We start from the raw sequence: 26,972 nt of genomic DNA, 5'->3' as shown, positions 1-26,972 counted from the left end.
CTCCCGTCAGAGCAGCAGGCGGCGGATGTCGCCGAGCTGGGTGGCGAGGAAGGCGGCGAAGCGCGCGGCGAGTGCACCGTCGATCACGCGGTGGTCGTAGGAAAGCGACAGCGGCAGCATCAGCCGCGGCGCGAATTCCTTGCCGTTCCACACCGGCTTCATGGACGCCTTGGAGACACCCAGGATCGCCACCTCCGGCGCATTGACGATCGGCGTGAACGCGGTGCCGCCGATGCCGCCCAGCGAGGAGATCGAGAAGCAGCCGCCGGACATCTCGGCCGGGCCGAGCCTCTTCTCGCGCGCCTTCTTGGAGATCTCGCCCAGCTCGCGGGCCAGGTCCAGCAGGCCCTTCTGGTCGCAGTCGCGGAGCACCGGCACCACCAGGCCATCGGGCGTGTCCACCGCGATGCCGATGTGGAAGTACTTCTTGAGGATCAGCTTCTCGCCGGTCTCGTCCAGCGAGGCGTTGAACTGCGGGAACTGCTTGAGCGCCGCGACCACCGCCTTGATCTGGAATACCAGCGGAGTGACCTTCAGGTCCTTGTTTTCCTCGCCGAGCTTCTTGCGGAACGCCTCCAGCTCGGTGATGTCCGCGTCCTCGTGCTGGGTGACGTGCGGGATCATCGCCCAGTTGCGCGACAGGTTCGCGCCGGAAATTTTCTGGATGCGGGTGAGCGGCTTCTCCTCGACCGGGCCGAACTTGGCGAAGTCGACCTTCGGCCACGGCAGCAGGTTGAGACCGCCGCCGGCGGCCACCGGCGCGCCCTGCACCGGACGCGCGCCGGAGGCCAGCGCGTGTTTCACGTAGGCGCTGACGTCCTCGCGCTGGATGCGCCCGGCGCGGCCGGAGCCCTTGACCTGCGCGATGTCGACGCCGAGTTCGCGCGCGAAGGCGCGGATCGCCGGACTGGCATAGGGAGCATCGCCCGGCATGATCACCTGGGCGTCCATCGGCGGACGGGCGCGGGGTGCGACATCGCCTTCGGGTACGTTGCCCGGAAGCACGCCCCGGCCGCCGGCCGGCTGCCCGGGCGCCTTGGGGCCGCCGCTGCTGATCGGAAGGCCGGTGGCGGATTGCGCATCGGGCGAGGCTGCGGGCGATGGCGCGGCCGTTGCCGGGGCGGCGGCGCCGGTCTCGATCAGGGCGATCACCGCGCCTTCCGATACCTCGTCGCCCACCTTGAGCTTCAGTTCCTTGACCACGCCTTCGAACGGCGCCGGGACTTCCATGGTGGCCTTGTCCGATTCGAGCGTGATCAGGCTCTGGTCCTTGGCGACCGTGTCACCGACCTTCACCAGTACCTCGATCACCGGCACGTTGTCGTGACCGCCGATGTCCGGCACGCGCGCCTCGCGCACGCCGCCCGTCGCGGGGGGCGCGGCCGGTGGCGGGGTTGGCGGCGCCTCGTCGATGGCGCCCTTGCCGGTACCCGGCTCGGCCGCCCTGGCCTGCGCGCTGGAAAGCGGCGCGGCGGCGGGCGCCTTCGCCGGCGCAGGTGCGGCCCCCTCGGCCTCGATGACCGCGATCAACGCGCCCTCGGACACCTCGTCGCCGACCTTGAGCTTGATTTCCTTCACCACGCCGGCAAACGGCGAGGGCACCTCCATGGTCGCCTTGTCCGATTCCAGCGTGATCAGGCTCTGTTCCTTCTCCACGCGGTCGCCGGCCTTCACCAGCACTTCGATCACCGGCACGTTGTCGTGGCCGCCGATGTCGGGGACGCGTGCTTCTTTGGGGTCGGCCATGGGGTCTCCTGCGATGGCAAGCGCGCAGCGCCCGGGGATGACGGCCGCGCAAGGCCTCCCATGATAGCGAACGGCCGCCCGCCGCACAGGGGCGGCCGGTCATGGGCCACCCGGCATGCATGACCTTGTGCCGATGTGCCCGCCGGCCCCGCTGCCTATGCTGGTTCCCGGCGCCGCGCGGGGCGGCGCGGAGTAGCCTGCATGCTGACCATCCGCCACCTGTCCAAGACCTATGCCAACGGCGTGCATGCGCTGCGCGGGATCGATCTGGACATCCCGCAGGGCATGTTCGGCCTGCTGGGACCCAACGGGGCGGGCAAGTCCTCGCTGATGCGGACGATTGCGACGCTGCAGGACCCGGACCAGGGCAGCATCGAGCTCGACGGCATGGACCTGCTGGCGGACAAGCCGGCCACCCGCCGCCTGCTCGGCTACCTGCCGCAGGAATTCGGGGTGTACCCGAAAGTATCGGCCGAGGCCATGCTGGAGCACTTCGCCGTGCTCAAGGGCGTCACCGCCCGCGGCGAGCGGCGCGACCTCATCGAGGCGCTGCTGCGCCAGGTCAACCTGTGGGACGTGCGCAAGCGCAAGCTCGGCAGCTTTTCCGGCGGCATGCGCCAGCGCTTCGGCATCGCCCAGGCGCTGATCGGCAACCCGAAGCTGGTGATCGTGGACGAACCGACCGCGGGCCTGGATCCGGAGGAGCGCAACCGCTTCCTCAACCTGCTGGCGGAGATCGGCGAGAAGGTGGTGGTGATCCTCTCCACCCACATCGTGGCCGACGTGACCGACCTGTGCCCGCGGATGGCGATCATCGGCCAGGGCCAGGTGTTGTTGACCGGCGAGCCGCGCGAGGCGATCCGCAGCCTGGACGGGCGCGTGTGGCGGCGCACGATCGACAAGGCGGAGCTGGACAACTACCGCGCCCGCATGACCATCCTGTCCACCCGCCTGGCCGGCGGGCGCACGCTGCTGCACGTGCTGGCCGACGCATTGCCGGAACCCGGTTTCGAGGCGGTGTCGCCGGACCTGGAGGACGTCTATTTCGGCCACCTGCGCGCCCAGGCCACGGCGCGGGCAGCCTGACGCCATGCTGGGGGAGGTCTTCCGCTTCGAATGGCGCCAGCAATGGCGCGCGCCGCTGTTCTGGATCATGGCGCTGGCCTTCGGCGGGCTCGCCTTCGCGGTGGCCAGCACCGACGCGGTCGTGATGGGCGGCGCCAGCGGCAACGTGCTGCGCAACGCGCCGATGGTGATCGCGCGGCTGGTCAGTGCCTTCACGATCTTCGGCATGCTGGCCGGCGGCGTGTTCGTCGCCGGCGCCGCGCTGCGCGATTTCGACCACGACACCGCCGAACTGGTGTTCGCCACGCCGGTCAGCCGCGGCGCCTACCTCGGCGGCCGGCTGGCCGCCGGCTACGCGGCGGCGGTGGCGATCATGCTGGCGGTGGCGCTGGGCGTGGCGCTGGGCGGGGCGATGCCGTGGGTCGACCCGACGCGGCTGGGTCCGCCCGGATGGCACGGCTACGCCTGGGCATTCGGCGTGATGGTGTTGCCGGACATGCTGTTCGTGACCTCGCTGCTGTTCCTGCTGGCGACGGTGACCCGCTCGCTACTGGCCACCTACATCGGCATCATCGCCTTCATCGTGCTGCTGTCGCTGTCGGGACTGCTGACCCGGGACGTCAACCATCACATCGTGGCGGCCATGCTCGATCCCTTCGGGGGCCGCACGCTGGGCATCGTCACGCGCTACTGGTCCGCCGACGAGCTCAACCATCGCCTGCCGCCGCTGGAAGGGCTGCTGCTGTGGAACCGGCTGCTCTGGCTGGGCGTCTCGGTGCTGTTGGCCGGCACCGCGTTCGCGCTCTTCCGTACCGACCGCGAGGGGCTGCGCATGCCCGGGCGCAAGCCCCGCGCCGAGCCGCCGCTGCTGCGCCCGATGCCCGGCGCGGTGCGCAGCGGCCTGCCGGCCGTGCGGCTAGCGCACGACCTGCGCGCCCATCTCGCACAGCTGCGTGAGCTGCTGGCGTTCGACGTCGGGCAGGTGCTGCGCGGCGTGCCGTTCCTGGTCATGCTGGTGTTCGGGCTGGTCAACCTGCTGTTCGCGCTGGCCTTCGCCGGCGACTTCTACGGCACACCGGTCTACCCGGTCACGCACACGGTGCTGGAGACGATCCAGGGCAGCTTCCAGTGGCTGCTGGCGATCATCGTGACCTTCTACGCGGGCGAGCTGGTCTGGCGCGAGCGCGACCGGCGCACCGCCGAGGTGGTCGATGCGTTCCCGCTGCCGGACTGGTTGCCGCTCACCGCGCGCCTGCTCGCACTGGTCGCCGTGGTGCTGGTGTACCTGCTGGTCGGCGACCTGGTCGGCATCGCCTGGCAGCTCGCCCACGGCTACACGCGACTGGAACCGGGCCTGTACCTGGCCATGCTGGGGCTGGATGCGGCACCGTTCGTGCTGCTGTCAGTGCTGATGCTGCTGTTCCAGACGCTGGCCGGCAGCAAGTTCATGGGCTACCTGCTGGGCATCGTGTGGCTGGTCGCCTCGCTGATCGGCTTCCCGCTGCTGCACTGGGAGCACAACCTGTACGTTTTCGGCCACGCTTCGTCGGTGCCGTATTCGGACATGAACGGCTTCGGCCATTTCCTGGCCGCCGCCTTGTGGTTCGACCTCTACTGGGGATTTGCGGCGGCGGCGATGCTGGTGGTCGCGGCACTGTTCAACGTGCGCGGCACCGGCACCACCTGGCGCGAACGTCTGCAGGAGGCCCGAGCGCGGCTGCGCCGTCCGGCCGCGGTCGCGCTGGGGTTGGCGCTGGCCGGCTTCGTCGCGACCGGCGCCTGGATCTTCTACAACACGAACGTGCTCAACCACTACTCCAGCAGCGACGACGAGACGCGCCAGCGCGCCGATTACGAGAAGAAGTATTCGAAATACGACGGCCTGCCACAGCCGCGCATCACGGCGGTCAAGACCGACGTGGACATCTATCCCTACCAGCGGCGGCTCGAAATCCGCGGGCACTACACGCTGGTCAACCGAAGCGGCAGGCCGATCGACAGGCTGCACGTGAACTTCGATACCCACTTCGCCTTGAAGTCGCTCAAGTTCGCGCCGCACGAGACGATCAGCCACGACACGCGCCTGGGCTACGCGATCTACCGCCTGGAGCGGCCGCTACCGCCGGGTGCCTCGATGGATTTCGATTTCGACATCGAGTACGCCCCGCGCGGTTTCACCAACGAGCCATCCGGCCAGTTCCTGGTCGCCAACGGCAGCTTCTTCAACAGCCAGGTGCTGCCGCGCTTCGGCTACCAGAGCGAGGCGCAGCTGACCGACCGCGGCGATCGGCGCAAGTACGGCCTGCCGCCCGACGTGCCGCGCATGCCGAAGCTGGGCGACACCAGGGCGCTGGGCGACAATTACGTCAGCAACGACGCCGACTGGATCGACTTCGAGACCACCGTCTCCACCGCCGCCGACCAGATCGCGCTGGCGCCGGGCTACCTCACCCGAAGCTGGACCGCCAACGGTCGCCGCTATTTCACCTATGCCGCCGACCGGCCGATGCTGGACTTCTTCGCCTGGCTGTCCGCGCGCTACGCAGTGAAGAAGGCCAGCTACGACGGCATCGCCATCGAGGTCTACTACAACCCCGCACACGCCTGGAACGTGGAGCGCATGATCCAGGCGACCCGGGACGCGCTGGCCTACTACCAGGCCCATTTCACGCCCTACCAGTACCGCCAGGTGCGGATCCTGGAGTCCCCCAACTACGCGCACTTCGCACAGTCCTTCGCCAACACGATTCCCTATTCCGAAGGCGTGGGTTTCATCGCCGACCTGCGCGACCGGTCCAAGGTCGACTACGTCTACTACGTGACCGCGCACGAGGTCGCTCACCAGTGGTGGGCCCACCAGGTGATCGGCGCGCACATGCAGGGTTCGACCATGCTCAGCGAATCGCTGGCGCAGTACTCGGCGCTGATGGTGATGAAGCACAGGTACGGCGCCGACCAGATGCGCAAGTTCCTCAAGTACGAGCTGGACAGGTATCTGATGAGCCGCGCCACCGAGAAGGTCGCCGAGGAGCCGCTGGCAAAGGTCGAGAACCAGCAGTACATCCACTACAACAAGGGCTCGCTGGTGTTCTACGCGCTGCAGGACTATGTCGGCGAGGACGTGTTCGACCGGGCGCTGAAACAGTTCCTGCTCGACTGGCAGTTCCGCGGCCCGCCCTACCCCAGCTCGCAGGATTTCATGGACACGCTCGCCCGGGCGCTGGACCCGAAGTGGAAGGGGCTGCTGGACGACCTGTTCTGGAAGATCACGCTGTTCGACAACCGCACCGGCGAGGCCACCGCGAAAAAGCTGCCCGACGGTCGCTACGCGGTGACCCTGAAGGTGCACGCGGGCAAGGTCCACGTCGACGGTACCGGCAAGGAGACCCCGGCCGAACCGGACGTGCCTGTGGACATCGGCGTGTTCGCCGCCTCGCCGGTCAGGGGCCGCGACGGCAAGCCGCTGTACCTGCAAAAGCGCCTGCTGCCGGCGGGCGACAGCACCCTCACCGTGACCGTGGACGGGACGCCCGCCGAGGCGGGCATCGACCCGTTCAACGAATTGATCGACCGCGTGTCAGGCGACAACCGGCGGCCGGTGACGGTGCAATAAGCATCACAGGATGGGCTTCAGCCCACCGCATGCTTGCGCGGACGTGCGGTGGGCTAGAGCCCACCCTACGGCCGCTCAACCCGCCTTTCTGCTCCCGTCCGGCAACGTGCCCTGCACCACGGTCAGCTCGCGCTGCGGGAACGGGATGCTGATGCCCGCCTCGTCGAAACGCTCCTTGATCTTGCGCAAGAGCTCGGTCTGCGCCGCCCACAGGTCCGTGCTGCGCGTGTAGGCGCGGATGATGAGTTCCACCGAGCTTTCGGCCAGCATGCCGGTCACCACGCTCGGCGGCGGTTCCTTGAGGATGCGCGGGTCGGCAGCGAACAGCTTGTCGATCTCCCCGATCGCCTGGCCGATGTCGTCCTTGTAGCCGATGCCCACCTTCAGCTCGAACCGGCGCGTACCCCGCCGGTTGGCGTTGATGATCGCGTCGCCGCCGATCTTGGCGTTGGGCACGATCGCCTCGCGGTTGTCCGGCAGCACCAGCTGCGTGTACATCAGGTTGACCGTCTCCACCGTGCCTTCCACGCCGCCGGCATGGATGAAGTCGCCCGCGCGAAACGGCCGGAACACGATCAGCAGCACGCCCCAGGCCAGGTTGCTGAGCGAACCCTGCAAGGCCAGCCCGATGGCCAGGCCGCTGGCGCCCAGCGCGGCGACCAGCGGCGCCGAGGGCACGCCCGCGGTGATCAGCGCGCTGACCACCAGCACCGCCACCAGCACGCCATAGATCAGGTTGCGCAGGAAGCCGATCAGGGTTTCGTCCACGCTCGCGCGGTGCATCGCCCGCTGGACGAGGTTGGCGATGCGCGCCGCCAGCCAGCTGCCGATCAGCAGGATCAGCAGGGCGATGAGGATGTTGATCCCCAGCTGCGTGGCGTTCTCGGAAAAATGGATCCGGGCAAGCAGGTCGGGCATGGCGTCACTCCGCGTACGAACCAGCCGCGAAGCCTAACAGGGGCATTCGAGACGATGCTTCTGCAAGAGCCTGCCCGGAGGTGATGCCTGTGGCCCGGGTCACGACGACGGGCATGGCCACAGGTGGGCTCCCGCGAGTCGTGAGAGCAAAAAAAAACACCGCGCCGGTCTGGGGAAACCGGCGCGGCGGATGGCCGCACTTGGGGTGTGGTGTGGAGGAGCGGCCGGCCCGCAGGCCGTGGGACGGCTAGCGGGTCTGGGGCTTCGTCTTGGCGGAAGCCTCGTTGTCATGCTCCGGCTGATGGTCGACCAGCGCCAGGCGCGAGCCGTCCTTCAGGCGGAATTCGAACTGCTGCTGCAACTCATCGAGCCGGGCCATGCGCGGACAGAGCGCCTCGGCGCGTTCGCTGAGCTTGTCCGCACGTGCATCCACCTGCTGGTCGATGCTGCGGTCCAGCGAGTCGGCGCGCGCTTCCAGCGCGGCCGCCTGGCTCTGGTCGCCGCTCAGCGCGGCTTTCACCGCCTTGGCGGTGACCGTGCTGACCAGCGACTCGACCGCATGGCCGACCTGGTTTTCCATCAGGTCCTCGACGCTGTGCTGGCGCCACTCGCCATGACCCAGGCCGCTGTCGATCTTGGTCAGGGCCTGCCTGTGCTGCTCGTTGAGCTCGGTCGTCAGCCGCGTGCGCTCGGCCGGGTCGTCGGCGAAGCTGGCGACCACCGTGGTGAGCGCGTCGAAGCCGATGTCCACGCCCTCGCGGGCGATCGAGGTGACTTCGGGCAACAGGCTGCGCACCTGGCTTTCGTACTCGCGCAGGCGGCTCGCGTCGGCGGCCGACACGGCCACGTCACGACCGTCGATGCGCAGTGCGCCCTCATGCATGAACACGCTGCCGGGCTTGCCATCCTGGCGCTCGAAGGTGATGCCCTCGGGCTTGACCAGCTCGTCGTAGTCGGTGCCGAAGCTGCATTGTTCGTGGTTGACGTGCAGGCCGCCCGCCTGCGCCGGCGCGCCCAGCACCAGGCCGGTGGCGATTGCGAGGGAAAGGATCAGCGTGCGCATGGGACGGCTCCCCGGTGACGATGGCGCCAGCTTCCCGCGGCACCGAGCCGCAGACATGGGCCAGGCGTCATGCCGTGCCATCGGTCATGCCCGAAAGCTCACGGATGCTGCTCGATGTCAGACACCACACCGTCGACCAGCGTCACGGTGATCTCGCGCCCATCGTCGCGATAGACCCAGCTTTCGCTGGCGGGCGTCACCACCACGACGCCGCGGCCGAGGCGTCGCGCGCGCTGGTGGGTCACCCGTGTGGGCCGGCCCAGCAGTTCGCGCACCTGCGTGGCACTGTCGCCGGCCACCAGCAGGTGGCTGCCCACGCGCAAGGTGTCGGACGCGGTTGCGGCAAAGGCGAGCAGCCACAGGCTGCCGATCAGGATGGTGCGCATGTCGTTCCCTCCGTGGAATCGACGACGCACGCTAGAAGCCGCCACCCTCCGCGAGATAGGCCTCTTCGTCCGGCGTGCTGGGCCGGTCCAGCAACGCATTGCGATGCGGGAAGCGGCCATAGCGCGTGACCACTTCGCAGTGCCGGCGCGCGTAGTCGAGGAAATTCTCATATTGCCCGCGCGCGTTGGGCGAGGCCTGTAGGGCGAGCGCGCGGAACAGCGTCACCGAACGCCACTGCAACGCGAGATCCTCGGCGTGCTCGAGCGGCAGATAGGCGAACACGCGCTCCAGCGGCGCCAGCGCTTCATCGTCGCGCCGTTCCAGGCCTTCCAGCGCCAGTGACTGGGCCCGGTTGTCCTGGGCGAAGGCGCGCGCGTCGCCGCGATGGATGTTGCGGCTGAATTGATCGAGCACGATCAGCAGTGCGAGCCAGCCGTGCGGGGTGATGGCCCACAGGTCCAGCGCGCCCGTGGTGGCCGCTTCCCACGTGGGACCGAAGCGTGCACGGACGACCTCGTCGAACCCGGGATCGCGCACGAACCAGCGCACCGTATTCTCGTCGGCGAACCAGAAATCCAGTACATCCTGCGCGGTTGCGGTCATGCCGATTCTCCCTGGGCCCGCCCCGGGTGGGCGGAGCTTAGCAGCGCCGGGCGCGGGCCAGGCTATGCATGTCCAGGTGGATGCCCTGCAGCCGCGGCAGCTGGCGGCGCAGCACCAGCGCGGCCTCCGGCGTGGCGCGCTGCAGGCCTTCTTCGAAGGCGTGCACGAGGGCGGCTTCGCCGTGCGCCAGCCGGGCGATCCAGGCGGTATCGCGGCGCGGCGTGTCCGGCAGCAGCCATTCGATCAACTGGCGCCGCGCGGATCCCCCCAGCCGACCGCGCCGGGCCGGCGTACCGCCCAGGTGGCTGACCTGGCCCTGCAGGTCGGCGATCACCTGGTCCAGCGCGCTCGCGTTCTCGCCCAGCACCACGCGCAGGCCCGGCTCGCTGGCCTGGTCCGAAGCGTCGCGGTACATCGCGCGCAGGTCGATGCCCTGGCGGATCAGCGCGTTGAACAGCGTTTGGGGGCGTGGGGCCACGGCGAGCGGCTCCTTGGGGTATCGAGGTGGGCGACCATGGTCGGCCTTGCGCACTTAGCCGCGGATTAACTCGCGCCGGCGGCGGGGCTCGCTGTGCATCGCCCGTCAGGCGGCGTTCGGGTTCACGCCTGCGCACGGGCCGTACCCCTGCAGGGAACGCCTCGGGGCGGGGCTAGGGTCCGACCCGCACCAGGTTCAACGGCTGCCCATCGGCTCCGCGCACGCCCTGCTGCAGATCGGCCAGCCGCTGGATCGAAGGACACAGCGCTTGGACCTGCGGGCGCAAGCCCTGCATGCGGCGCTGCAGCCGCGGCTGCAGCTGCGTGGTCAGGTCCGCCGCCTCGTCGCGCAGGCGCGCGGCCTCGGCCAGATCGCCGTTCATGGCGGCGGCCAGGGCCTGCTGGCCGAGGTCGGCGGCAACCAGCGGCGCCAGGTCGCCGACGATGCGGTCGGCAAGCTGTTGGGCGGCATCGCCCTGCCAGTCATGGGTGCTGTTGCTCTGGGCGATGCGCTGCTTGAGCTGCGTCGCATGCGCGGCCAATCGCCGGTCGAGCTCGGCCAGGGTGGCGGGCGCCAGTTGCATGCCGGCGGCCTCCTCGTGCACGGCGCGCACCGCCAGGTCCACACCCGAATCGGCCACCGCCCGCACGCGCGGGACCAGCGCGCGCAGCTCGCGCTCGAACAACACCAGCCGGTCCTGCGCTTCGGCATGCAGGCGTACCGGCTGGCCGTCGGTGCTCAGGACACCATCGGCGACCTGCACGTGGAAAGGCGCCGGCTGCGCGCGATCGAACAGCAGGCTGTCCGGCTTCACCGTCAGGTCGTAACTGCTGCTGGCGTGGCAGGTATCGCCCAGGTCCTGCGCGTGCAGGACCGGCAGGGCGGTGGCAAGGATCAAGCTGGCAAACAGGAGCCGCAGGCGCATCGGTGTCGTCCCGGAAAGGGACCTCAGCGATACCCGCCCGTGCGTCAACGGCGCCTGAACTGGCCGCTCAGCCCCGATCCAGTGGCGTGAGCAGCGACAGGCTCGACGCACCGAAGACGCCGTCGTCAGGCAACGCATCCACGCCGCCGGTGAGCATGCGGTCGGCATCGCTCCACGGCACCGGCTCGAGCGGTCCGGGGACGTAGGTCTGCCATTGGCCGTACTTCGATTCGGGGCTGGGTGCGGTCGGGGCGGGACCGACGTGCAGTTCGTAGGCCACCGGCACCGTGACGTCGCGGTAGGGCGCGTGGTCGGAGGGATCGGCCGGACTGAACGTCCATAGCCGCGCCGCGTTCAAGGTGGCCTTGGCGAACACCTCGCGCCAGTGTTTCATCTCGTTGTCGCTGGCGATCACGCGGAGGTTGACCTGTTCGGCGGCGGCGTCGGACACCCGGCCCTCGCGATCCAGGCGCAAGGCGACGTAGACCGTCCCTTCGACCCGACCACGGATGGCCTGCATCGGGTAGCGCGGCGGCGTGCCCTTGTCCTTGCTGATGCCCCGGCCCGGATCCCCGAACCACGCGCTGCGCACGCCGACCCGGAACTTGCCGTCACCGATCGGCTGCGCGACCACGCGCAGGCTCATGCGCGCCTTGGCGGCCACTGGCTTGCCGTCGCGCAGCACCGGCTGGAAGGTCCAGCCTGGAACCGCCTTGCCGATCAGGTCGGCGACCAGCGGCGGCAGCTTTTCCGGATGGTCCAGCGTGTAGCCAAGGACCGTTCCCTGTGGCGTCACGCCGATCGAGCCGGTGACCACCATGCTGGCCTCGACCTTCTCGCGGGTCGCACGCGGCCCAGCGGCCAACGCCATGCCGGCCAGCAGCAAACCCGCCATCCCCAACAGCAAGCGCTTCATCCCCAAGCCTCCCCAGGTCGGTCCGGGGAAGTCTGCGCCCGACCTCAGCGGCGCGCAACGAACTGCGCACGCACCGATGGCCGGCCCAGGTGCCAGGCCATCCACAGCAACAGCGGAACCAGCAGCGCCTTGAACACCAAGCCCAGCAGGAAGCTGCGGCGCGCCTGCTCGATCACCAGCAACAGCAGTTCGGATTGCGCCTGGGTCATGGCGTGCGCGCGGGCAGCATCGAACTGGCCCCATTGCGCCAGCATCAGGCCGCCGGTGACCAACGCCCACAGCGCCAGCAGCAAGGCCACGGTGCGCATCGCCTGGCGGGCCCAAGGCTGGCGCAGGATTGCGCCGGCGCAGACCACGATCACGACAAGGGATCCGGCCAGGTAAGGCCAGTCGCCATGACGCAGGTACTGCACGCCGCCGAAGGCGGCCAGCAGCAGCACGATCCATGCGGCCACCCGCCAGAGGCCGAAGCGCGACACGGGCGCGGCGCCGACGGCCATCAGGAGGAAGCCTCCGCGTGGCGGGCGGGCGAGATCGACGGGCGGCGCATGGCGGACTCCAGGGAAAAAGGCATCCGCCGAAGTCTACGCGCTGAGCTGCACACGGTGGTCTCCAGCCCCCGCTCCGCGGGGAGCCGGAGGGCTGAAGCCCACCTGCGCGATCCGGCTTACGGGCGCGAGATGGTGAACTTGCCCACCGATACGCCGAGGTTGATGCCCTGGCCGGTGCCCGACAACGCCAGCGACGTGGTGCCCTTGGTCAGCACCTGCGCCTGGGCGCTCTTGACCACGCCCGCTTCGGCGCCGGCCTGCACGTAGTCGCCGAACACTTCGGCGATGCCGGACACCTTGCTGATCTCGCCCTTGCCGTCGGTGACGCGGAACTTGCCCGCGGTGAGCCCGCCGCCGACCACGCTGATCTTCACCGGCGCGCTCTCGCCGTTGTTGCAGGTCACCGTGCCGGCGCCTTCGGCATGCTTGTAGATGATCGACCAGCCCTCCAGGTTGTAGCTGAGCTCGCACTTGACCATGGGTTCGGAAGCCCGGGCAGGCGCGACGGGCCAGGCGGCCAGCGTCATCGTGCCGGCCACGAGCAGGCTCGCCAGTGCAGTGGTACGCAGATTCATCGCAGGTCTCCTTCCCCGTGCGGGGCGTGTTGGGGCTGCGGTCGAGTCTGCCCCCGGGCGGGTGAAGGAAGCGCCAGCAGGAGCGGCGGCGCGCGTTCACGATCGCCGCGCAGAGGCCTCGCCATGCTTGGCCTGCTCGCAGGTTCAGGAGACACCTCAATGCGCTCGTTGTGGCAATCGACCGTGGAGATCGTCAAGCGCACCGCCAAGGGCGCGGCCGCGGACGACCTGATGACGCACGCGGCGGCGGTGGCGTTCTACTCGGCGCTGTCCTTCGCGCCGATGCTGGTGCTGTTGCTGTGGCTGGTCGCCTCGCTCCAGCCAGCCTGGCAGGAGCAGTTGGTGGGCTCGATCAACAACCTGGTCGGTGCACGCGCTTCCGACGCGGTGAAGCTGGTGATCAACAATGCCGAGGACCGCCCCCAGCTGGGACACTGGGCCGGCATCATCGGCATGGCGGTGACGCTGATCGGCGCCTCGACCGTGTTCGCGCAGCTGCAACTGGCGATCAACCGCGTGTGGAACCTCAAGGCGGCGCCGCGCAACGCGCTCTTCAGCTGGGTACTGACCCGCATGCATGCGTTCGGGCTTCTGCTGACGCTGGCCTTCCTGCTGATCGTGTCGCTGGTGGCAAGCACAGCGATCGCGCTGTTCGCACGCGGCGACACGGCGGTGTGGGACGCGCTGGAAGCGATCGTGGCGCTGCTGCTGTTCGGGTTGGTGTTCGCCTCCATCTACAAGGTCCTGCCCGATGCGCAGATCGACTGGCGGGACACGCTCCTGGGCGGCGCCTTCACGGCGATCCTCTTTGCCATCGGCAAGTTCGGCATCAGCCTCTATCTCGCGCACAGCGACGTGGGCGGCGCCTATGGCCCGGCCGGCAGCGTGGTGGTGCTGCTGGTGTGGGTGTACTACTCGGTGCTGATCCTGCTGCTGGGCGCCGAGCTCACCCAGAACGTGGCCGAGGTCCGCGGGGTGCCGATCCGGCCCAATGAACATGCCGAGGTGGTAGCACCGTGCGACCAGTGACGCCCACGGCATAATCGGAACCACACGCACGGAGACGCGCCATGTTCAGGTACTCGCTGGTCGGCTACGACGGTTCGCCCTCCTCGCAACGTGCCTTCCAGACCGCGGTCGCGCTGGCGCGATGCGGCCAGGGCCGGGTGCGGGTGGTGTCGGTGCTGCAGGTGACCGAGGGCGGCGCCGACGCGTGCGCGCTGATGATGGCCGACTCCAGCGCCCAGCGCGCGCAGGAACTACTCGACGAGCTGGTGGCGATGGCGCCGGATGCGCGCGACATGATCGACGTGGAAGTCACCCACGGCAGCCCCGGCGACGTGCTGCTCGGCCAGGTGGAGCAGCGGGGCGTCGACCACATCGTGATCGGCCACACCGAGCGCGGCGCGCTGGCGCGCTGGCTGCTCGGTTCGGTCTCCAGCGACGTGCTGGCGCGCGCGCACGTGCCGGTGACGGTAGTGCCGTAGCAGCCGACGTTCGCGGGGTGGGGCTGGGTTAATCCGCCCGCGTCACGAGTCCGTATGCTGTGTGTCATTCGCCCGTCACGCGCGCTCCAAGCCGCGCCCTCACAGGACACCCGCGTGAGCTATGCCCCTGCCCTGCCCTGGACGCTGGAAAGCCTCGACCTGTCGTGCATCGACCGCACGCGCGTCCGCCACAACGAGGAATTGTTCTTCCTGCTGTGCAGTTCGTCCTTCGTCGAGAGCGGTTCGGACCTCTACACGCACAACCTGGTCGCCCACTTCAACGGCGACGAGGAGCTGCAGACCTGGCTAAGCCAGCACTGGGAACACGAGGAACTGCAGCACGGCCGCGCGCTGGCCGCCTACGTGCGCGCGGTATGGCCGGAGTTCGACTGGGACAAGGGCTTCGCCGCCTTCTGGACCGAATACGGCGCGGTCTGCACCGCCGAGGAACTGGAGGACAGCCGCGGACTGGAGCTGGCCGCGCGCTGCGTGGTCGAGACCGGCACCGCCAGCCTGTACCGCGCGCTGCACGAGATCACCGACGAGCCGGTGCTCAAGCAGCTGACCGGCCACATCAAGAGCGACGAGGTGCGGCACTTCAAGTACTTCTACCAGCACTTCCGCCGCTACCGCGAGAACGAGGGGCTGGGTCGCTACAAGGTCTTCCGCGCGGTGCTCAAGCGGGTCAACGAGATCCGCAGCGAGGACAGCGACATCGCGCTGCGCCACGTGTTCGAGCAGTGCTATCCGCAGCACAAGGGCGATCGCGAGGCTTTTCGCCGGATCGCCGGCAAGGCGCAGGATTTGCTGCGCCGGCATATCCCAGCGGAGATGACGGTGAAGATGCTGCTCAAGCCGCTGGATTTTCCGCCGCGGCTGCAGGGCGCGCTGGAGAAGCCGCTGGCGAAGTTGGCGGAGAGGTTGTTCCTCAACTGACGCCCGGCCACCTAGGGCTTCAGCCACCTACGCGAACATCTCAGGACCGGCGCGGCTCCGGCGTGACTTGCCGCTGCTCCTGCTGCAACGCCTTGAGCTTGCCCACGTCGACCGGACGGATCTGGTGGATCGCGCAGGGCAACTGGTTGCGCCCCGTGATCACCTTGTCGAAGTTGATCGTCACCTGGTTGAGGTTGGACGTGATCCCGATCGTGTTGGCGAACGGCAACTCGGTGCAGCCGGGCACGTCGAGCAGCCAGGCTTCCTTCGGCTTGGTGTAGATCACCACCTGGTCGCTGCCCAAAGATTCCCACGACCACATCGGCATGAAGAAGCGAAAGCTCCTGACCGGCGCGCCGGCGGCCGCCGCATAGGCGGCCTGGCGTTGCGCGTAGGGAATGCTGGAACAGCCGGCCAGGGCCACCATCGCGGCACCGGCCAGCAGGATAGGTTTCAATGACATGGCGCTGCTCCTTTCGGGTCGACCCGCCTGACCGATAACGCATCGGCGGCAGGCCGGTGCACGCTCATTTCTTTTTCGGCAGCGCCTTCCACTTGGCCGGGTCGAAGCCGCCGACCTTGTAGACCAGGGTTTCCTTTTTCTCGCCGTCGACCAGGGTCACGTCCATGGTGATCTTCTTCGCCTTCTTCATCCGCGCGATGAAGTCGTCGTCGTCGCGGATCATCAGGGCGGGTTCGCCGGTGGACGGCGCGAACGCCCTGATGCCGTGTTCCTTGCCGTCGAAGGTGGCGTGGATGGTGCAGTTGCCGCGGCAGACGAAGCCGTGCCCGCCGCCGTACAGGAACACGTTCTGGCCCCAGTCGGTGTGCCGGCGCAGCACCAGCCGTACGCGATCGTTGCCGGCGCCCTGGCTGGAGTACGTGGTCGCGGTGGACTGCGTTCCGCCCTGCATCGGCGAGACCTGGTACTGCCACAGCGCGTCGAGCCGGCGCTTCTCGCTTTCTTCCTTCCAGCGCTTCTCGATGCCGGGCAGCGTCTGCTGCACTTCCTTGGCCGCGGCGCTGTCGGGGTAACGGTCGAGGATGTCGTGGCCCATGGTCACCGTCATCTCGTCGTTGTGGATGCGCACGAGCTGGCGGTAAGTGTCGAGCTTGCGCGCGGCGTCATCGTTCTGCGCCGAGGCCGCCGGCGCGCTGGCCGCCTGCTCCTGGTCCTGCGAATTGCAGCCGGCCAGGGCCAGCACGCCGCACAGCACGGCCACGGACGGATGGAAGGGCAGCTTCATCGGGTGCTCTCCGGGCAAGGGGAAAGCCCTAGCGTGGGACGCGCAGGCGCACGGTGCAAGCGCAGACCATGCCCCGCCTAGACCGCAGCCGCCTCGCCAAACCGCTCGCGCAGCTGCGCGCGGTAGCGCCGGCTGCAGGGGATGATCGCGCCGTCGCGCAACTTCAGGCGCGCATCGCCGGTATCCAGCGGCTCGATCTCGGCCAGGAAGTCGAGGTTGGCTACGTAGCTGCGGTGCACTCGCACGAAGCGCGTGGGGTCGAGCCGCTCCTCGATCGCCGCCATGGTGGAGCGCAGCGGATAGTCGCGCCCGCGCACGCGCAGGTTCACGTAGTTGCCGGCGGCCTGCAGCCATTCGATCTCGCGCGCGTTGACCAGGAACTCCCTGCCCAGCTTGCGCACCAGGAAGCGCTCGGGCCGCTCCACCGGTTCGACCGGCGGGCCCTCGTCGGGCGCCGCGAGCAGTCGCGCCTCGCCCTGCCAGCGCACCAGCCACAACCGCGACAGGCTGATCAGGGCGATGATGATGAAGTAGGTCCGGAAGTCCTTCAGGTACTCATAGCCGAAGCCCGGCTCCCAACGGCCGAAGTCGTAGCGGATGCCTGCCAAGCGGTAGGCCAGCACGCGCAGCGCCACCATGCCGGTCACATGCACCAGGCTGAACGGCACGGTGGCGAGCAGGTGCCAGGGCAGGCTGGTGCGCCAGGTGTCGAAGCGGAACGGCCAGCGCCGCTCCGCCGCCAGGATGGCGGGTACCAGTACCAGGATCACCAGCGAGCTGGTCCACTCCCACACCCACGGTTCCCAGGCCGCGACGCGGGCGTGGTCGATCTGCGCCACCATGCTGTTGAACACGGTGTTGAGGATGGCCAGGCCTACCCAGAAGGCGACCTCGGCCGGACGGCGCCAGCGGTGGAAGTCGCGGTATTCGAGGGTGGGGGTGGGAGGCATCGGGCGATTCTAGTGGGGCGCGGGCGAGCGTGACCGACACCCGTGCTCGTACCGGCCCTCCCCTTCAAGGCGGGTTGCGCCGCGACAGGTGTTGCGCGCCCCGCGACTCGTCCCGCGACCCCGCCATTCATCCCAACCCACCCGCCGCCGGGCACCTGGCCCACGCCACCGGCCGCACCGTGGCGTAAGTTGCCCCGACCGCCACGGAGGATCGCCCATGAAACGACGCGAACTGCTCAAGGCTGCGCTGGCCCTGCCGCTGCTGCCCGCCCTGCTGCGCAACGCCCAGGCGCTGCCGGCCACGCTGGCCGGCGCCGTGCGTGCGCGGCTGCGGCCGGGCCAGCCGGGCTGGCCGGCGCCGGCCGAGTGGGAGGCGCTCAAGCGGGACGTGGGCGGCCGCCTGCTCAAGCCGGTATCGCCGTTCGCCGGCGGCCCGGGCACGGCCGCCTATGCCGAGGCGGTGAAGCAACTGAAGAACCCGTTCGCGCTGGGCGACGATCCGGCGCTCACCCAGACCAGCGGCTGGGCCGACGCCTGGACCTCGCGGCCCAGCGCCTACGCGGTGGCGGCCGAGTCGGCGGCCGACGTGGCGGCGGCGGTGACCTTCGCGCGGCAGCACCGGCTGAGGCTGGTGGTCAAGGGCGGCGGGCACAGCTACCAGGGCACCTCCGAGGCGCCCGACTCGCTGCTGGTCTGGCCGCGGCGCATGAACAAGGTCACCCTGCACGAGGGCTTCGTGCCCAGCGGCGGCGAAGGCAAGGTGGCGCCGCTGCCGGCGGTCAGCGTGGGGGCCGGCGCGATGTGGATCGACGTGTACCACGCGGTGACCACGCTCGGCGGGCGCTATGTGCAGGGCGGTGGTTGCACCACGGTCGGCGTGGCCGGGCTGGTACAGAGCGGCGGCTTCGGCAGTTTCTCCAAGGGCTTCGGCACGGCTGCGTCCAACCTGCTGGAGGCTGAGGTGGTCACGGCCGATGGGGCGGTGCTGACCGTCAGCGAGCATACGCATCCGGAATTGTTCTGGGGCCTCAAGGGCGGCGGTGGCGGCAGCCTGGGCGTGGTGACCCGGCTGACCCTGCGCACGTTCGAGCTGCCGCCATTCTTTGGCGCGGTGTTCGGCACCATCCAGGCGTCCTCCGACGAGGCCTACCGGGCGCTGGTGGCGCAGGCGATGGCGTTCTACCGCGAGGCGCTGTTCAACCGGCACTGGGGCGAGCAGATGATCTTCGCGCCGGACAACACGCTGTCGATCAGCATGGTGTTCCAGGGCCTGACGCAGGCCCAGGCCGAGCAAGCGTGGAAGCCTTTCTTCGACTGGGTGCGCGCGCACGACGAATACAGCTTCGCCGAAGCGCCGCGCACGCTGGCGTTGCCCGCGCAGCACTTCTGGGACGCCGATTTCTTCCGCCAGCACGCGCCACAGCTGATGGTGAACGACGACCGCTCCGGCACGCCGTCCTACCACATGGTCTGGGCCGGCGATCGCGGCCAGGTCGGCTGGTTCATCCATGCCTATCAGTCGGCATGGCTGCCGGCTGCGCTGCTCGCCCCCGGGCGGCAGTCGGCGCTGGCCGATGCCGTGTTCGCCGCTTCGCGCCGGCACGACTTCGCGCTGCATTTCAACAAGGGCATGGCCGGTGGCGAGCCCTCGGCGATCGCGCGTACGCGCGATACCGCCATGAACCCCCAGGTGGCCGACGCCTTTGCCCTGGCGATCTGCGCCGATGGCAGCGGCCCGGCCTTTCCGGGGTTGCGCGAAGCGGACCTGGGCCAGGCGCGCGGCGACGCGGCGGCGGTCGCGGGTGCGATGGAGGCACTGCGCAGGGTCGCACCGCACGCCGGCTCGTACGTGTCCGAGAGCGACTACTTCCTGCGCGACTGGCAGCGGGGCTTCTGGGGATCGAACTATGCGCGGCTGCTGCGTGCCAAGCATCGCTACGATCCCGACGGGTTGTTCGTCGTGCACCACGGCGTGGGAAGCGAGGGCTGGAGCGCGGACGGGTTCACGCGCGTCGGATAGATTCCCGCAAGGGCGCGCACCTGTGCGCGACCGCCCTGTCTCCGGGTCGCGCCCTGAGGCCTTCCCAAGGAGCCGCGTCAGGCGCGCAGTTGCGCGTCGGAATCCAGGTGTTCGATGCGCTCGATCTGGTCGAACCAGATGTAGCGTTTCCATTCGGACGTGCCCAGCTGTTCCAGGTGCACGACGCCGTTGCTGCCCTCGTTGCCGCCGCCGTCGTAGAACTCCTGCACGGTCGGGCGGGCGGCGACCACGCCGTCGCAGGTGCTGCCGTCGGCCAGGTGCAGGCGCACGCGGGCACCGTTCTGCAGGTGCTCGACCATGCCATTGAAGCGGGCGATGGTGGGCTGGTCGGTGTAGACGTGTTCGGCCTGGCGGCCCATGGCCGGTCTCCTGCTGCGGCGATGGGGCGAGGCTAGGGCGGGCATGGGCAAGTGCTCGTGAAGTCTCCGGCAGGGGCGCCCCATCCGCCTGCCGTCACCTTTCCGGCCCGGCGGGGAAGGCTCGATACTAGCGCCGCGCACCGATCCTTCCCCCATTCCATGGGAAGGCGCCGGCAGGGCGGATGGTCGCGCTCGTGCGAATGGCCACCCGAGGCGATAATTCCGCTCTTCAAGCCCCTGGACTCCCCATGCCCACCGACTCGCTGCTCCAGCATCGCGCCTTCGTGCAGTTCTGGTTCGCCCGCATCGCCTCGGGCTTCGGTTTCCAGATGCTCTCGGTGGCGGTGGCGTGGCAGATCTACGCGATCACCGGCCGCGCCCTGGACCTGGGGTTGATCGGCCTGGTGCAGTTCTTCCCCTCGGTGCTGCTGGCGCTGCCGGCCGGCCACGTCGCCGACCAGTTCGAGCGCCGGCGCGTGGTGCTGATCGGGCAGATCGTGGAGTGGTGCGCGATCGCCGCGCTAGCGGTGTTGAGCTTCACCGGGCGCATCCACGAGACCGGCATCCTGGCGCTGGTGTTCGTGATCAGCACGGCCAAGGCGTTCGAGTCGCCCTCGATGTCCTCGCTGCTGCCGGCGCTGGTGCCGCCGGCGATCCTGCCGCGCGCGGTAGCGGTCAGCGGTTCGGCCTTCCAGATGGCCATGGTGCTGGGTCCGGCGGTAGGCGGCCTGCTCTACGTGGCCGGGCCGGGCGTCGTCTATGCGACGGCGGCGGGCCTGTACCTGGTCGCCGCCACGCTGATGGCGCAGCTTCGCTACGAGCAGACGCCGCCCAGGCGCGAGCCGGCGACGCTGAAATCGCTGTTCGCCGGCGTGCACTTCATCCGCGAGCGCAAGGACGTACTCGGGGTGATCTCGCTGGACCTGTTCGCCGTGCTGTTCGGCGGCGCCACCGCGCTGCTGCCCATCTTCGCCAAGGACATCCTGCACACCGGCCCCTGGGGTTTGGGCCTGCTGCGCGCGGCGCCGGCGGTGGGCGCACTGCTGATGTCCTTCTGGCTGGCCCGGCACGACCTGACGCGGCGCGTGGGCATGATCATGTTCGGCTCGGTAGCCGGCTTCGGCGTGGCGACGCTGGTGTTCGCGCTGTCCTCGTGGATGTGGCTGTCGTTGATTGCACTGTTCGCAGGCGGCGCGTTCGACATGGTGAGCATGGTGATCCGTGGCTCGATGGTGCAGCTGGACACCCCCGACGCGATGCGCGGGCGGGTCAACGCGGTCAACTCGATCTTCATCAACACCTCCAACCAGCTGGGCGAGTTCGAGTCCGGCCTGGTCGCGGCCTGGCTGGGCGCGGTGGGCGCGGCGGTGCTGGGCGGCGTCGGCACGCTGGTGGTGGTGGGGCTATGGATGGCGATGTTCCCCGGCCTGCGCCGCCGCCAGAAGCTGCACCTGGAGCCGGAGGCGATTGAGGTGGCCGAGGAGGCCGGCGCCAAGACCATTTGAGCGGCGGGCGCTTACCATGGCGTGTCCCTGAGGAGCCCAAGCCGTGATCGTCACTTCGCCCGCCGCCTTCCTCGACGCCTTCGCGGCCTTGCCGCCGCTCCCCCATGCCCAGGCCACCGCGCGCGCGGCGTTCCTGCTCGCCCCGGCGGAATTCGCGCTGGCCGAAGAGTCGGCCAGCGACAACCGCTACATGGACATGGAGCTTGCGGTCGATCCGCTGCGCGCGCTGGCCCAGCACGCGGCGCTGGCGCAAGCGCTGCGCGCCGACTGCCCGGTGGTCACCTTCCCCGGCGATGCCAGCACCCCAGATGCGGTGTTCCCCAACAACGTGTTCGCGACCGCACCGGGGCGACTGATCGTCGGGCGCATGCGCCACGCGGTGCGCCAGCGCGAGGCCGGGCGGCGGGATGTACGCGACTTCTTCGCCCTGGTGCTCGGCTACGAGGAGATCGACCTGTCCTGCCGCACCGACTGCGTGGCCGAGCTGACCGGCGCGCTGGTGATCGACCGCGCCCGCGGCGTGGGCTATTGCGGCCTGTCCGAACGCTGCGACGAGGCCGGCGCGCGGGCGATGCACGAGGCGTTCGGACTGCGGCTCACGTTCTGCTTCCCGCTTGCCGCGGGCGAATACCACACCAACGTGGTGCTGGCATTGCTGGCCAGTCGCGCTGCGATCGTGGCGCCGGACGGCTTCGCCGATCCGGCCGTGCCCGCGGCGATCGCCCGGGCGTACGGCGAGCGTGCGCTGTGGCTCACGCCGGCGCAGAAACAGGCCTTCGCCGGCAACGCGATCGCGCTGTCGGACGAGCGGGTGTGGATGAGCGGCGCGGCCGCCGCCGCGCTCACCGACGCGCAGCGCCAGGCGCTGTCCGGCTGGGGCTTCCGCATCGGCGCGGTGGCGCTGGACGAGATCGAGAAGGCCGGTGGCAGTTTGCGGTGTTGCGTGGCGGAGATTTTCTGACGGCGAGCCCGTTTGAGATGCCTGCAGGAATTTTGAGGATTCGGCAGGTCGCGAACGGGACGCTGGCAGCGGGCAGTGTGAAGCGCGCCAGCCAACCGCTACGATCGCCGGCATGACCACGCCCCTCGCCCTCCTGCGCCTTGCCGGCGCCGCCCTCCTCGTCCTGGCCACCCTGCCTGCCGCGCACGCGGCGGACGGCCCGCGCATCCAGGTCAGCTTCAGCGCCAAGGCGCACGCGCAACCGATCACCGGGCGCGTCTATGTCGCGGTCAGCCGCAGCAACGAAACCGCGCCGATCGAGCAGACCGACATCACCGGCGTGCCGCTGTTCGGCCACGACGTCACGGCGCTCGCGCCCGGCCAGGCGGCGATCATCGATGCCGACGACTTCGGCGCGCCGTTGACCAGCCTGCGCCAGCTTCCCGCCGGCGACTACTGGATGCAGCCCTTCGTCAACGTCTACACCGAATTCAAGCGCGCGGACGGCCACACCGTGTGGCTGCACATGGACCAGTGGGAAGGCCAGGACTTCAAGCACTCGCCCGGCAACCTCTACGGCAAGCCGGTGAAGGTGCACTACGACCCCGCCGCGCCGACGCCGGTGACGCTGGTGGCCGACCAGGTGATCCCACCGATCGCGTTCCCGAAGGACACGCCCTACGTCAAGCGCTTCCGCATCAAGAGCAAGCTCCTGAGCGACTGGTGGGGCCAGCCGATCTATCTGGGCGCCACGGTGCTGCTGCCGAAGGACTACGACAAACACCCGGACGTGCGCTACCCGGTGATCTACGAGCAAGGCCACTTCTCCACCCGCGCGCCCGGCGGCTTCGACCATCCGAAGTCGGGCTTTCGCGATTACTGGCTGGCCGACGGCACGCCGCGCTACATCATGATCAGCCTGCAGCATCCCTCGCCCTACTACGACGACTCCTACGCGGTGAACTCGGCCAACGAGGGCCCGTACGACGACGCCATCCACCAGGAGCTGCTGCCGGACATCCAGAAGCGCTTCCGCACCATCGACGCACCGTGGGCGCGCATCCTGGAAGGCGGTTCCACCGGCGGCTGGATCGCCATGGCGCAGATGCTCTTCCACCCGGACTACTACGGCGCCACCTTCGCCTCCTGCCCAGACGCGCTGGACTTCCGCCATCACCAGGTGGTGAACATCTACGACGACGCCAACGCGTACTGGCTCGACAAGGGCTGGGTGAAGGTCGAGCGCGTGGACACGCGCCAGCCCGACGGCAACGTCGACGCCATGATGAAGGACGAGAACTGGTACGAGCTGGCCGTGGGCGACCACAGCCGTTCCGGTGGCCAGTGGGACATCTGGGAGGCGGCGTTCGGTCCGGTTGGTGCGGACGGCTATCCCAGCCGGCTCTGGGACAAGCGCACGGGCGTGATCGACCACGACGTCGCGCAGTACTGGAAAGCGCACTTCGACCTGCGCCACCTGCTTCAGTCGCAATGGGCCACGCTGGGGCCGAAGGTGACCGACAAGATCCACATCTACGTGGGCGACGCCGACACCTACAACCTCAACATGGGCGTGCGAGCGATGGATGCGTTCCTCAAGAGTGCGCGCAACCCGTCCTTCCGCGGCAGCGTGACCTACCAGCCGATGGCACCGCACTGCTGGGGTCCTCGCGGCAAGGAACTGATCGAGACGGTCACGCGGTACATCGACGGCCATGCGCCCGCCGACGCGGATCGCACGGGCTGGCGCTACTGAGCCGGCGATCGCCGTCCACCACCTCGACAATTCACGCTCCAAGCGTCTTTTGGCCGTTCGACGAACTGGCCAGGATTAACGCGCCGAGCGCTTTGGTGCGCCGGCGAGGAGTTCGACGCCGACATCGCGATGCGCTTCCCGCCGGAAGCGGCCAGCGCGCGGTGGCCTCGAGGCGCGGCGTCCCCTTTTGTGGGCATGGCCCGAGCGCTTCGACGCGCGGTCCGTTCTACCGGCGTCCGTTCGAACGCGCTGGCGGGTACCGACCCGGCTAAGGCCGGCCTGAACCGAGGGAGCAGTTTCGACGCCCCTCTCACGCCGCGGCGGTCAGGCTGGGGCCTCGACGCACAGGAGGCCTCAATGAACCGAACCCACGATATCGAGCAGCGTCTCGACGGCGCCAGCGAACGCGTCCGCGACCGGGTGCGCCAGTACGCATCCGGCACCGCCGACACGGCCAGCAACCTGGTCGAGCGTGGCCGCCGCCTGACCACGCGCCTTGGCCGCCACAGCGCCGGCTACGGCAAACAGATCTCGCACATGGCCGAGGACCTGGCCGACGAAGCGAGCTACCAGTACCGCCGCGCGCGCCGCCACGCCAGCCGCCACCCCGTGGCGACCGTGGCCGTGGTCGCCGGCACCATCGGCGCATTCCTCCTGCTGCGTAAATTGCTGCGCAGCGACGAGGACTGACGCGCCCTCGCGCCCTCCCGCCAGGGAGGGCGCCGCGGGGGTGCGCGATCACAGAGCCGATCAACCGCGCATGCGGGGCTCGGGCACCGACGGGGTGTGCGGGTCGATCGGTGGCACCTCCGGCTGCTGCGGCCGGCCCGGATCGATCGGGTCGTTCGGGCGCTGCGGCGGTGGGTCCTGCTGCGGATGCTCGGGCTCGCCGGGTGGACCGCCAAGCGACCAGCCCGTCCGCCCGCGATGCGAAGGAGAGATCGGCGCGACCGCGGCGCCGTGCATGTACTCGATCATGGGATCCTGCATATGGCTGCCTGTGCGGCGAGTATCGGCAACCCGCCGTGCGGGCTGCGCGAAAGGACTGTTCACTTTGCGCATGGCCGCGCTCGCGAGCCTTGAAGCCCCCCGGAGAGCCGCGGACATCCCGCGGGGCTGCGGCATCCCGGCAGGGTAAGCTTGGCCGTCCCTCGCTACCCCTGCCCGCATGCCCCACAAGAGCGTCACCTTCCACCACCCGATCGCCTTCTGGGCCGGCTGCTTCTGCGTGATTGCCGGCGTGCTGGCGCACCTGCCGATGTTGGCGATGGCCGCGCCGATGCATTACCGGCTGGCCGGCATGCCGATGGACAACCTGATGCTGATCGGCATGGGGCTGGTCCCGCTGGGCGTCCTGTTGTCCGGCTACGGCCTGATGCCGCGCCTGGCGCAGATGCGCCGCACGCTCCATGCCGACGCCAGCCCGCTGCCGTTCCACGTGGCCGACCACGTGCCGCTCAACCGCGAACACTGGAAGCTGGTGGCCGTGCTGACCATGGCGCTGGCGGTGGACGTGATGAAGCCGGCGACGATCGGTTTCGTGATGCCGGGCATGTCCTCCGAATACGGCATCAGCGCGGCCACCGGCGGCCTGCTGGCGCTCTCGGCGCTGATCGGCACCACGGTCGGTTCGGTCGTGTGGGGGCGCCTGGGCGACCTGTTCGGACGGCGCGCCACCATCCTGCTCTCGGCGCTGATGTTCATGGGCACCTCGATCTGCGGCGCGATGCCCTCGTTCGGCTGGAACCTGGTGATGTGCTTCATGATGGGCGCTGCCGCCGGCGGCATGCTGCCGATCACCTTCACGCTGATGGCCGAAACCATTCCGACCGCGCACCGTGGCTGGCTGCTGGTGGCGCTCGGTGGCGTCGGCACCTCGGCCGGCTATCTGCTCGCCTCGGGGGCGGCGACGCTGTTCGAGCCGACCTACAGCTGGCGCGCGTTATGGCTGCTCAACCTGCCCACGGGCGCCCTGATCGTGCTGCTCAACCGCTACATCCCCGAGTCGCCGCGCTTCCTCGCGCTGGCCGGGCTGGAGGAACAGGCGCGCGCGGTGCTGCTGAAGTTTTCCGGCAACCAGCCGCCGGCCCGCGAGGTCGCGCCGCTGCCGGCGGAAACCCACGCGCACGGCGTCGAACGCATCGACATGCGCCAGTTGTTACGCGGCCGGCATGCGGCGATCACCTGGGGCTTGATGGTGTGCGCGGTGGCGTGGGGGCTGGCCAACTTCGGCTTCCTGCTGTGGCTGCCGGCGAACCTGGTCAAGCTGGGCATCGATGCGCAGGCGAGCGCCGCGCTGCTGGCGCGCTCGGCAGTGCTCGCGTTGCCGGGTATCGCCGTGGTGGTGGCCTGCTACCAGCGCTGGAGCAGCATCCGCACGCTGGTGCTGTTCATCGCATTGACGGCGGCGTCGTTGCTGCTGTTCTTCGCGATCGGAATGGTGGAGCTGCGCTCCAATGCGCTGACCACGGCCGCCACGGTGGCGCTGCTGCTCAGCATCAGCGGCGTGATCGCGACGCTGATTCCCTATGCGGCGGAGATCTACCCCGTGCACCTGCGCAGCACCGGCGCCGGGCTGATCGCCGGCGGCTCCAAGCTCGGCGGCATCCTCGGCGCGCTGCTGGGCGTGCTCGGGCTGTTCGAGCACTTCATGCTGTCGGCGCTGCTGATCGCGCTGCCGATGGGGCTGGCGGCGTGGCTGCTGGTGCGACGCGGGATCGAGACGCGCGGGCACGGGCTGGAGGCGATCCAGCAGGTGTTGTCCGAGTAGGCCTCGGCAGGCGCATTGCCTGCGCTCGGTACGAGCGAATTCGCGGGCTGAAGCTGTGTGCAGACACGCCTCGCACGAAGGACCGATTGCCGTCCTTGCATAAGTTTCCGCGACTTGGGCTCGCCTGCGGCGGGCTTCCGA

At 69.3% G+C, this 26,972-nt stretch carries 26 protein-coding genes; 11 read left to right on the top strand and 15 right to left on the bottom strand.

The features are described from left to right. Positions 1-6: 6 nt before the first annotated feature. A complete protein-coding gene (gene aceF, locus LQ772_RS01005; protein WP_231323178.1) occupies positions 7-1,746 on the bottom strand; it encodes a dihydrolipoyllysine-residue acetyltransferase in 1,740 nt (579 codons plus the stop codon). Positions 1,747-1,947: 201 nt separating this feature from the next. Between aceF and LQ772_RS01000 the strand changes: the two genes are divergently transcribed. Together LQ772_RS01000 and LQ772_RS00995 are read left to right on the top strand one after the other, a co-directional pair. After that, the gene (locus LQ772_RS01000) at positions 1,948-2,832 is read left to right on the top strand and encodes an ABC transporter ATP-binding protein (RefSeq protein ID WP_231323176.1); all 885 of its coding nucleotides are present in this window, start codon (positions 1,948-1,950) and stop codon (positions 2,830-2,832) included. Between the two features lie 4 nt (positions 2,833-2,836). Next, positions 2,837-6,424, top strand: a complete 3,588-nt coding sequence (locus LQ772_RS00995; protein ID WP_231323174.1) for a M1 family aminopeptidase — start codon at positions 2,837-2,839, stop codon at positions 6,422-6,424. Positions 6,425-6,499: 75 nt separating this feature from the next. Here LQ772_RS00995 and LQ772_RS00990 read toward each other — a convergent pair whose 3' ends face one another. The 9 genes from LQ772_RS00990 to LQ772_RS00950 all read right to left on the bottom strand — a co-directional run bounded on the left by LQ772_RS00990 (position 6,500) and on the right by LQ772_RS00950 (position 12,840). Beyond that, the gene (locus tag LQ772_RS00990; protein ID WP_231323173.1) at positions 6,500-7,342 is read right to left on the bottom strand and encodes a mechanosensitive ion channel family protein; all 843 of its coding nucleotides are present in this window, start codon (positions 7,340-7,342) and stop codon (positions 6,500-6,502) included. 247 nt (positions 7,343-7,589) lie between these two features. After that, on the bottom strand, positions 7,590-8,405 hold the full coding sequence (locus LQ772_RS00985; protein ID WP_231323171.1) for a DUF2884 family protein: 816 nt from the start codon (positions 8,403-8,405) through the stop codon (positions 7,590-7,592). Between the two features lie 98 nt (positions 8,406-8,503). Next, positions 8,504-8,791, bottom strand: coding sequence for a DUF2845 domain-containing protein (locus tag LQ772_RS00980; RefSeq protein ID WP_231323169.1), 288 nt, complete (start codon positions 8,789-8,791; stop codon positions 8,504-8,506). Positions 8,792-8,822: 31 nt separating this feature from the next. After that, positions 8,823-9,395 (bottom strand): DUF924 family protein, encoded by a 573-nt coding sequence (locus LQ772_RS00975; protein ID WP_231323168.1) that lies wholly within the window; start codon positions 9,393-9,395, stop codon positions 8,823-8,825. Positions 9,396-9,432: 37 nt separating this feature from the next. After that, positions 9,433-9,873: a PA2169 family four-helix-bundle protein gene (locus LQ772_RS00970; RefSeq protein WP_231323166.1), complete on the bottom strand. Its 441-nt coding sequence runs from the start codon at positions 9,871-9,873 to the stop codon at positions 9,433-9,435. 172 nt (positions 9,874-10,045) lie between these two features. Beyond that, positions 10,046-10,798: a DUF2884 family protein gene (locus LQ772_RS00965; RefSeq protein WP_231323164.1), complete on the bottom strand. Its 753-nt coding sequence runs from the start codon at positions 10,796-10,798 to the stop codon at positions 10,046-10,048. A 67-nt stretch (positions 10,799-10,865) separates the two neighbouring features. Continuing rightward, positions 10,866-11,714, bottom strand: a complete 849-nt coding sequence (locus LQ772_RS00960) for an energy transducer TonB (RefSeq protein WP_231323162.1) — start codon at positions 11,712-11,714, stop codon at positions 10,866-10,868. Positions 11,715-11,758: 44 nt separating this feature from the next. Then, positions 11,759-12,214 (bottom strand): hypothetical protein, encoded by a 456-nt coding sequence (locus LQ772_RS00955; RefSeq protein ID WP_231323160.1) that lies wholly within the window; start codon positions 12,212-12,214, stop codon positions 11,759-11,761. A gap of 167 nt (positions 12,215-12,381) precedes the next feature. Beyond that, the gene (locus LQ772_RS00950) at positions 12,382-12,840 is read right to left on the bottom strand and encodes a hypothetical protein (protein ID WP_231323158.1); all 459 of its coding nucleotides are present in this window, start codon (positions 12,838-12,840) and stop codon (positions 12,382-12,384) included. A gap of 159 nt (positions 12,841-12,999) precedes the next feature. Between LQ772_RS00950 and LQ772_RS00945 the strand changes: the two genes are divergently transcribed. The 3 genes from LQ772_RS00945 to LQ772_RS00935 all read left to right on the top strand — a co-directional run bounded on the left by LQ772_RS00945 (position 13,000) and on the right by LQ772_RS00935 (position 15,263). Next, positions 13,000-13,869: a YihY/virulence factor BrkB family protein gene (locus LQ772_RS00945; RefSeq protein ID WP_231323156.1), complete on the top strand. Its 870-nt coding sequence runs from the start codon at positions 13,000-13,002 to the stop codon at positions 13,867-13,869. A 41-nt stretch (positions 13,870-13,910) separates the two neighbouring features. Further along, complete coding sequence (locus LQ772_RS00940) at positions 13,911-14,327, top strand: universal stress protein (protein WP_231323154.1); 417 nt, start codon at positions 13,911-13,913, stop codon at positions 14,325-14,327. A 114-nt stretch (positions 14,328-14,441) separates the two neighbouring features. After that, positions 14,442-15,263 carry a ferritin-like domain-containing protein gene (locus tag LQ772_RS00935; RefSeq protein ID WP_231323152.1) on the top strand — a complete coding sequence of 274 codons (822 nt, stop codon included), beginning with the start codon at positions 14,442-14,444 and terminating at the stop codon, positions 15,261-15,263. Between the two features lie 40 nt (positions 15,264-15,303). On the opposite strand, the gene LQ772_RS00930 is transcribed toward LQ772_RS00935, so the two are convergent. The 3 genes from LQ772_RS00930 to LQ772_RS00920 form a co-directional block, all read right to left on the bottom strand. Next, complete coding sequence (locus tag LQ772_RS00930) at positions 15,304-15,726, bottom strand: DUF6491 family protein (RefSeq protein ID WP_231323150.1); 423 nt, start codon at positions 15,724-15,726, stop codon at positions 15,304-15,306. Between the two features lie 64 nt (positions 15,727-15,790). Then, positions 15,791-16,510, bottom strand: a complete 720-nt coding sequence (locus LQ772_RS00925; RefSeq protein WP_231323148.1) for a hypothetical protein — start codon at positions 16,508-16,510, stop codon at positions 15,791-15,793. A gap of 77 nt (positions 16,511-16,587) precedes the next feature. Next, complete coding sequence (locus tag LQ772_RS00920; protein ID WP_231323147.1) at positions 16,588-17,460, bottom strand: LytTR family DNA-binding domain-containing protein; 873 nt, start codon at positions 17,458-17,460, stop codon at positions 16,588-16,590. Positions 17,461-17,677: 217 nt separating this feature from the next. Between LQ772_RS00920 and LQ772_RS00915 the strand changes: the two genes are divergently transcribed. After that, the gene (locus LQ772_RS00915; protein ID WP_231323145.1) at positions 17,678-19,480 is read left to right on the top strand and encodes an FAD-binding oxidoreductase; all 1,803 of its coding nucleotides are present in this window, start codon (positions 17,678-17,680) and stop codon (positions 19,478-19,480) included. Positions 19,481-19,557: 77 nt separating this feature from the next. Here the strand turns inward: LQ772_RS00915 and LQ772_RS00910 are convergent, their stop codons facing one another. Next, complete coding sequence (locus LQ772_RS00910) at positions 19,558-19,860, bottom strand: DUF3247 family protein (protein ID WP_231323143.1); 303 nt, start codon at positions 19,858-19,860, stop codon at positions 19,558-19,560. Between the two features lie 248 nt (positions 19,861-20,108). Between LQ772_RS00910 and LQ772_RS00905 the strand changes: the two genes are divergently transcribed. The 4 genes from LQ772_RS00905 to LQ772_RS00890 all read left to right on the top strand — a co-directional run bounded on the left by LQ772_RS00905 (position 20,109) and on the right by LQ772_RS00890 (position 24,751). Beyond that, a complete protein-coding gene (locus LQ772_RS00905; protein ID WP_231323141.1) occupies positions 20,109-21,365 on the top strand; it encodes an MFS transporter in 1,257 nt (418 codons plus the stop codon). A gap of 43 nt (positions 21,366-21,408) precedes the next feature. Next, positions 21,409-22,326, top strand: a complete 918-nt coding sequence (locus LQ772_RS00900; protein ID WP_231323139.1) for an arginine deiminase-related protein — start codon at positions 21,409-21,411, stop codon at positions 22,324-22,326. A gap of 112 nt (positions 22,327-22,438) precedes the next feature. Beyond that, the gene (locus LQ772_RS00895) at positions 22,439-24,061 is read left to right on the top strand and encodes an alpha/beta hydrolase-fold protein (RefSeq protein ID WP_231323138.1); all 1,623 of its coding nucleotides are present in this window, start codon (positions 22,439-22,441) and stop codon (positions 24,059-24,061) included. Positions 24,062-24,418: 357 nt separating this feature from the next. Continuing rightward, positions 24,419-24,751, top strand: a complete 333-nt coding sequence (locus tag LQ772_RS00890) for a hypothetical protein (protein WP_231323136.1) — start codon at positions 24,419-24,421, stop codon at positions 24,749-24,751. Between the two features lie 60 nt (positions 24,752-24,811). Here LQ772_RS00890 and LQ772_RS00885 read toward each other — a convergent pair whose 3' ends face one another. Further along, positions 24,812-25,123: a hypothetical protein gene (locus LQ772_RS00885; RefSeq protein ID WP_231323134.1), complete on the bottom strand. Its 312-nt coding sequence runs from the start codon at positions 25,121-25,123 to the stop codon at positions 24,812-24,814. Between the two features lie 106 nt (positions 25,124-25,229). Here LQ772_RS00885 and LQ772_RS00880 point away from each other — a divergent pair, with 106 nt between their 5' ends. Continuing rightward, positions 25,230-26,831: an MFS transporter gene (locus LQ772_RS00880; protein ID WP_231323132.1), complete on the top strand. Its 1,602-nt coding sequence runs from the start codon at positions 25,230-25,232 to the stop codon at positions 26,829-26,831. The last annotated feature ends 141 nt before the right edge of the window (positions 26,832-26,972 follow it).

Source organism: Frateuria edaphi, from assembly GCF_021117405.1.
GTDB classification, from domain to species: domain Bacteria; phylum Pseudomonadota; class Gammaproteobacteria; order Xanthomonadales; family Rhodanobacteraceae; genus Frateuria_A; species Frateuria_A edaphi.
The sequence above is the reverse complement of the archived record's forward strand: the minus strand, read 5'-3'. Positions and strand labels throughout refer to the sequence as shown.

What these genes read in the sequence shown, in the direction of transcription:
- aceF (WP_231323178.1), bottom strand. Translation starts at nt 1,746, where the DNA reads ATGGCCGACCCCAAAGAAGCACGCGTCCCCGACATCGGCGGCCACGAC.
- LQ772_RS01000 (WP_231323176.1), top strand. Translation starts at nt 1,948, where the DNA reads ATGCTGACCATCCGCCACCTGTCCAAGACCTATGCCAACGGCGTGCAT.
- LQ772_RS00995 (WP_231323174.1), top strand. Translation starts at nt 2,837, where the DNA reads ATGCTGGGGGAGGTCTTCCGCTTCGAATGGCGCCAGCAATGGCGCGCG.
- LQ772_RS00990 (WP_231323173.1), bottom strand. Translation starts at nt 7,342, where the DNA reads ATGCCCGACCTGCTTGCCCGGATCCATTTTTCCGAGAACGCCACGCAG.
- LQ772_RS00985 (WP_231323171.1), bottom strand. Translation starts at nt 8,405, where the DNA reads ATGCGCACGCTGATCCTTTCCCTCGCAATCGCCACCGGCCTGGTGCTG.
- LQ772_RS00980 (WP_231323169.1), bottom strand. Translation starts at nt 8,791, where the DNA reads ATGCGCACCATCCTGATCGGCAGCCTGTGGCTGCTCGCCTTTGCCGCA.
- LQ772_RS00975 (WP_231323168.1), bottom strand. Translation starts at nt 9,395, where the DNA reads ATGACCGCAACCGCGCAGGATGTACTGGATTTCTGGTTCGCCGACGAG.
- LQ772_RS00965 (WP_231323164.1), bottom strand. Translation starts at nt 10,798, where the DNA reads ATGCGCCTGCGGCTCCTGTTTGCCAGCTTGATCCTTGCCACCGCCCTG.
- LQ772_RS00960 (WP_231323162.1), bottom strand. Translation starts at nt 11,714, where the DNA reads ATGAAGCGCTTGCTGTTGGGGATGGCGGGTTTGCTGCTGGCCGGCATG.
- LQ772_RS00955 (WP_231323160.1), bottom strand. Translation starts at nt 12,214, where the DNA reads ATGGCCGTCGGCGCCGCGCCCGTGTCGCGCTTCGGCCTCTGGCGGGTG.
- LQ772_RS00950 (WP_231323158.1), bottom strand. Translation starts at nt 12,840, where the DNA reads ATGAATCTGCGTACCACTGCACTGGCGAGCCTGCTCGTGGCCGGCACG.
- LQ772_RS00945 (WP_231323156.1), top strand. Translation starts at nt 13,000, where the DNA reads ATGCGCTCGTTGTGGCAATCGACCGTGGAGATCGTCAAGCGCACCGCC.
- LQ772_RS00940 (WP_231323154.1), top strand. Translation starts at nt 13,911, where the DNA reads ATGTTCAGGTACTCGCTGGTCGGCTACGACGGTTCGCCCTCCTCGCAA.
- LQ772_RS00930 (WP_231323150.1), bottom strand. Translation starts at nt 15,726, where the DNA reads ATGTCATTGAAACCTATCCTGCTGGCCGGTGCCGCGATGGTGGCCCTG.
- LQ772_RS00925 (WP_231323148.1), bottom strand. Translation starts at nt 16,510, where the DNA reads ATGAAGCTGCCCTTCCATCCGTCCGTGGCCGTGCTGTGCGGCGTGCTG.
- LQ772_RS00920 (WP_231323147.1), bottom strand. Translation starts at nt 17,460, where the DNA reads ATGCCTCCCACCCCCACCCTCGAATACCGCGACTTCCACCGCTGGCGC.
- LQ772_RS00915 (WP_231323145.1), top strand. Translation starts at nt 17,678, where the DNA reads ATGAAACGACGCGAACTGCTCAAGGCTGCGCTGGCCCTGCCGCTGCTG.
- LQ772_RS00910 (WP_231323143.1), bottom strand. Translation starts at nt 19,860, where the DNA reads ATGGGCCGCCAGGCCGAACACGTCTACACCGACCAGCCCACCATCGCC.
- LQ772_RS00905 (WP_231323141.1), top strand. Translation starts at nt 20,109, where the DNA reads ATGCCCACCGACTCGCTGCTCCAGCATCGCGCCTTCGTGCAGTTCTGG.
- LQ772_RS00895 (WP_231323138.1), top strand. Translation starts at nt 22,439, where the DNA reads ATGACCACGCCCCTCGCCCTCCTGCGCCTTGCCGGCGCCGCCCTCCTC.
- LQ772_RS00890 (WP_231323136.1), top strand. Translation starts at nt 24,419, where the DNA reads ATGAACCGAACCCACGATATCGAGCAGCGTCTCGACGGCGCCAGCGAA.
- LQ772_RS00885 (WP_231323134.1), bottom strand. Translation starts at nt 25,123, where the DNA reads ATGCGCAAAGTGAACAGTCCTTTCGCGCAGCCCGCACGGCGGGTTGCC.
- LQ772_RS00880 (WP_231323132.1), top strand. Translation starts at nt 25,230, where the DNA reads ATGCCCCACAAGAGCGTCACCTTCCACCACCCGATCGCCTTCTGGGCC.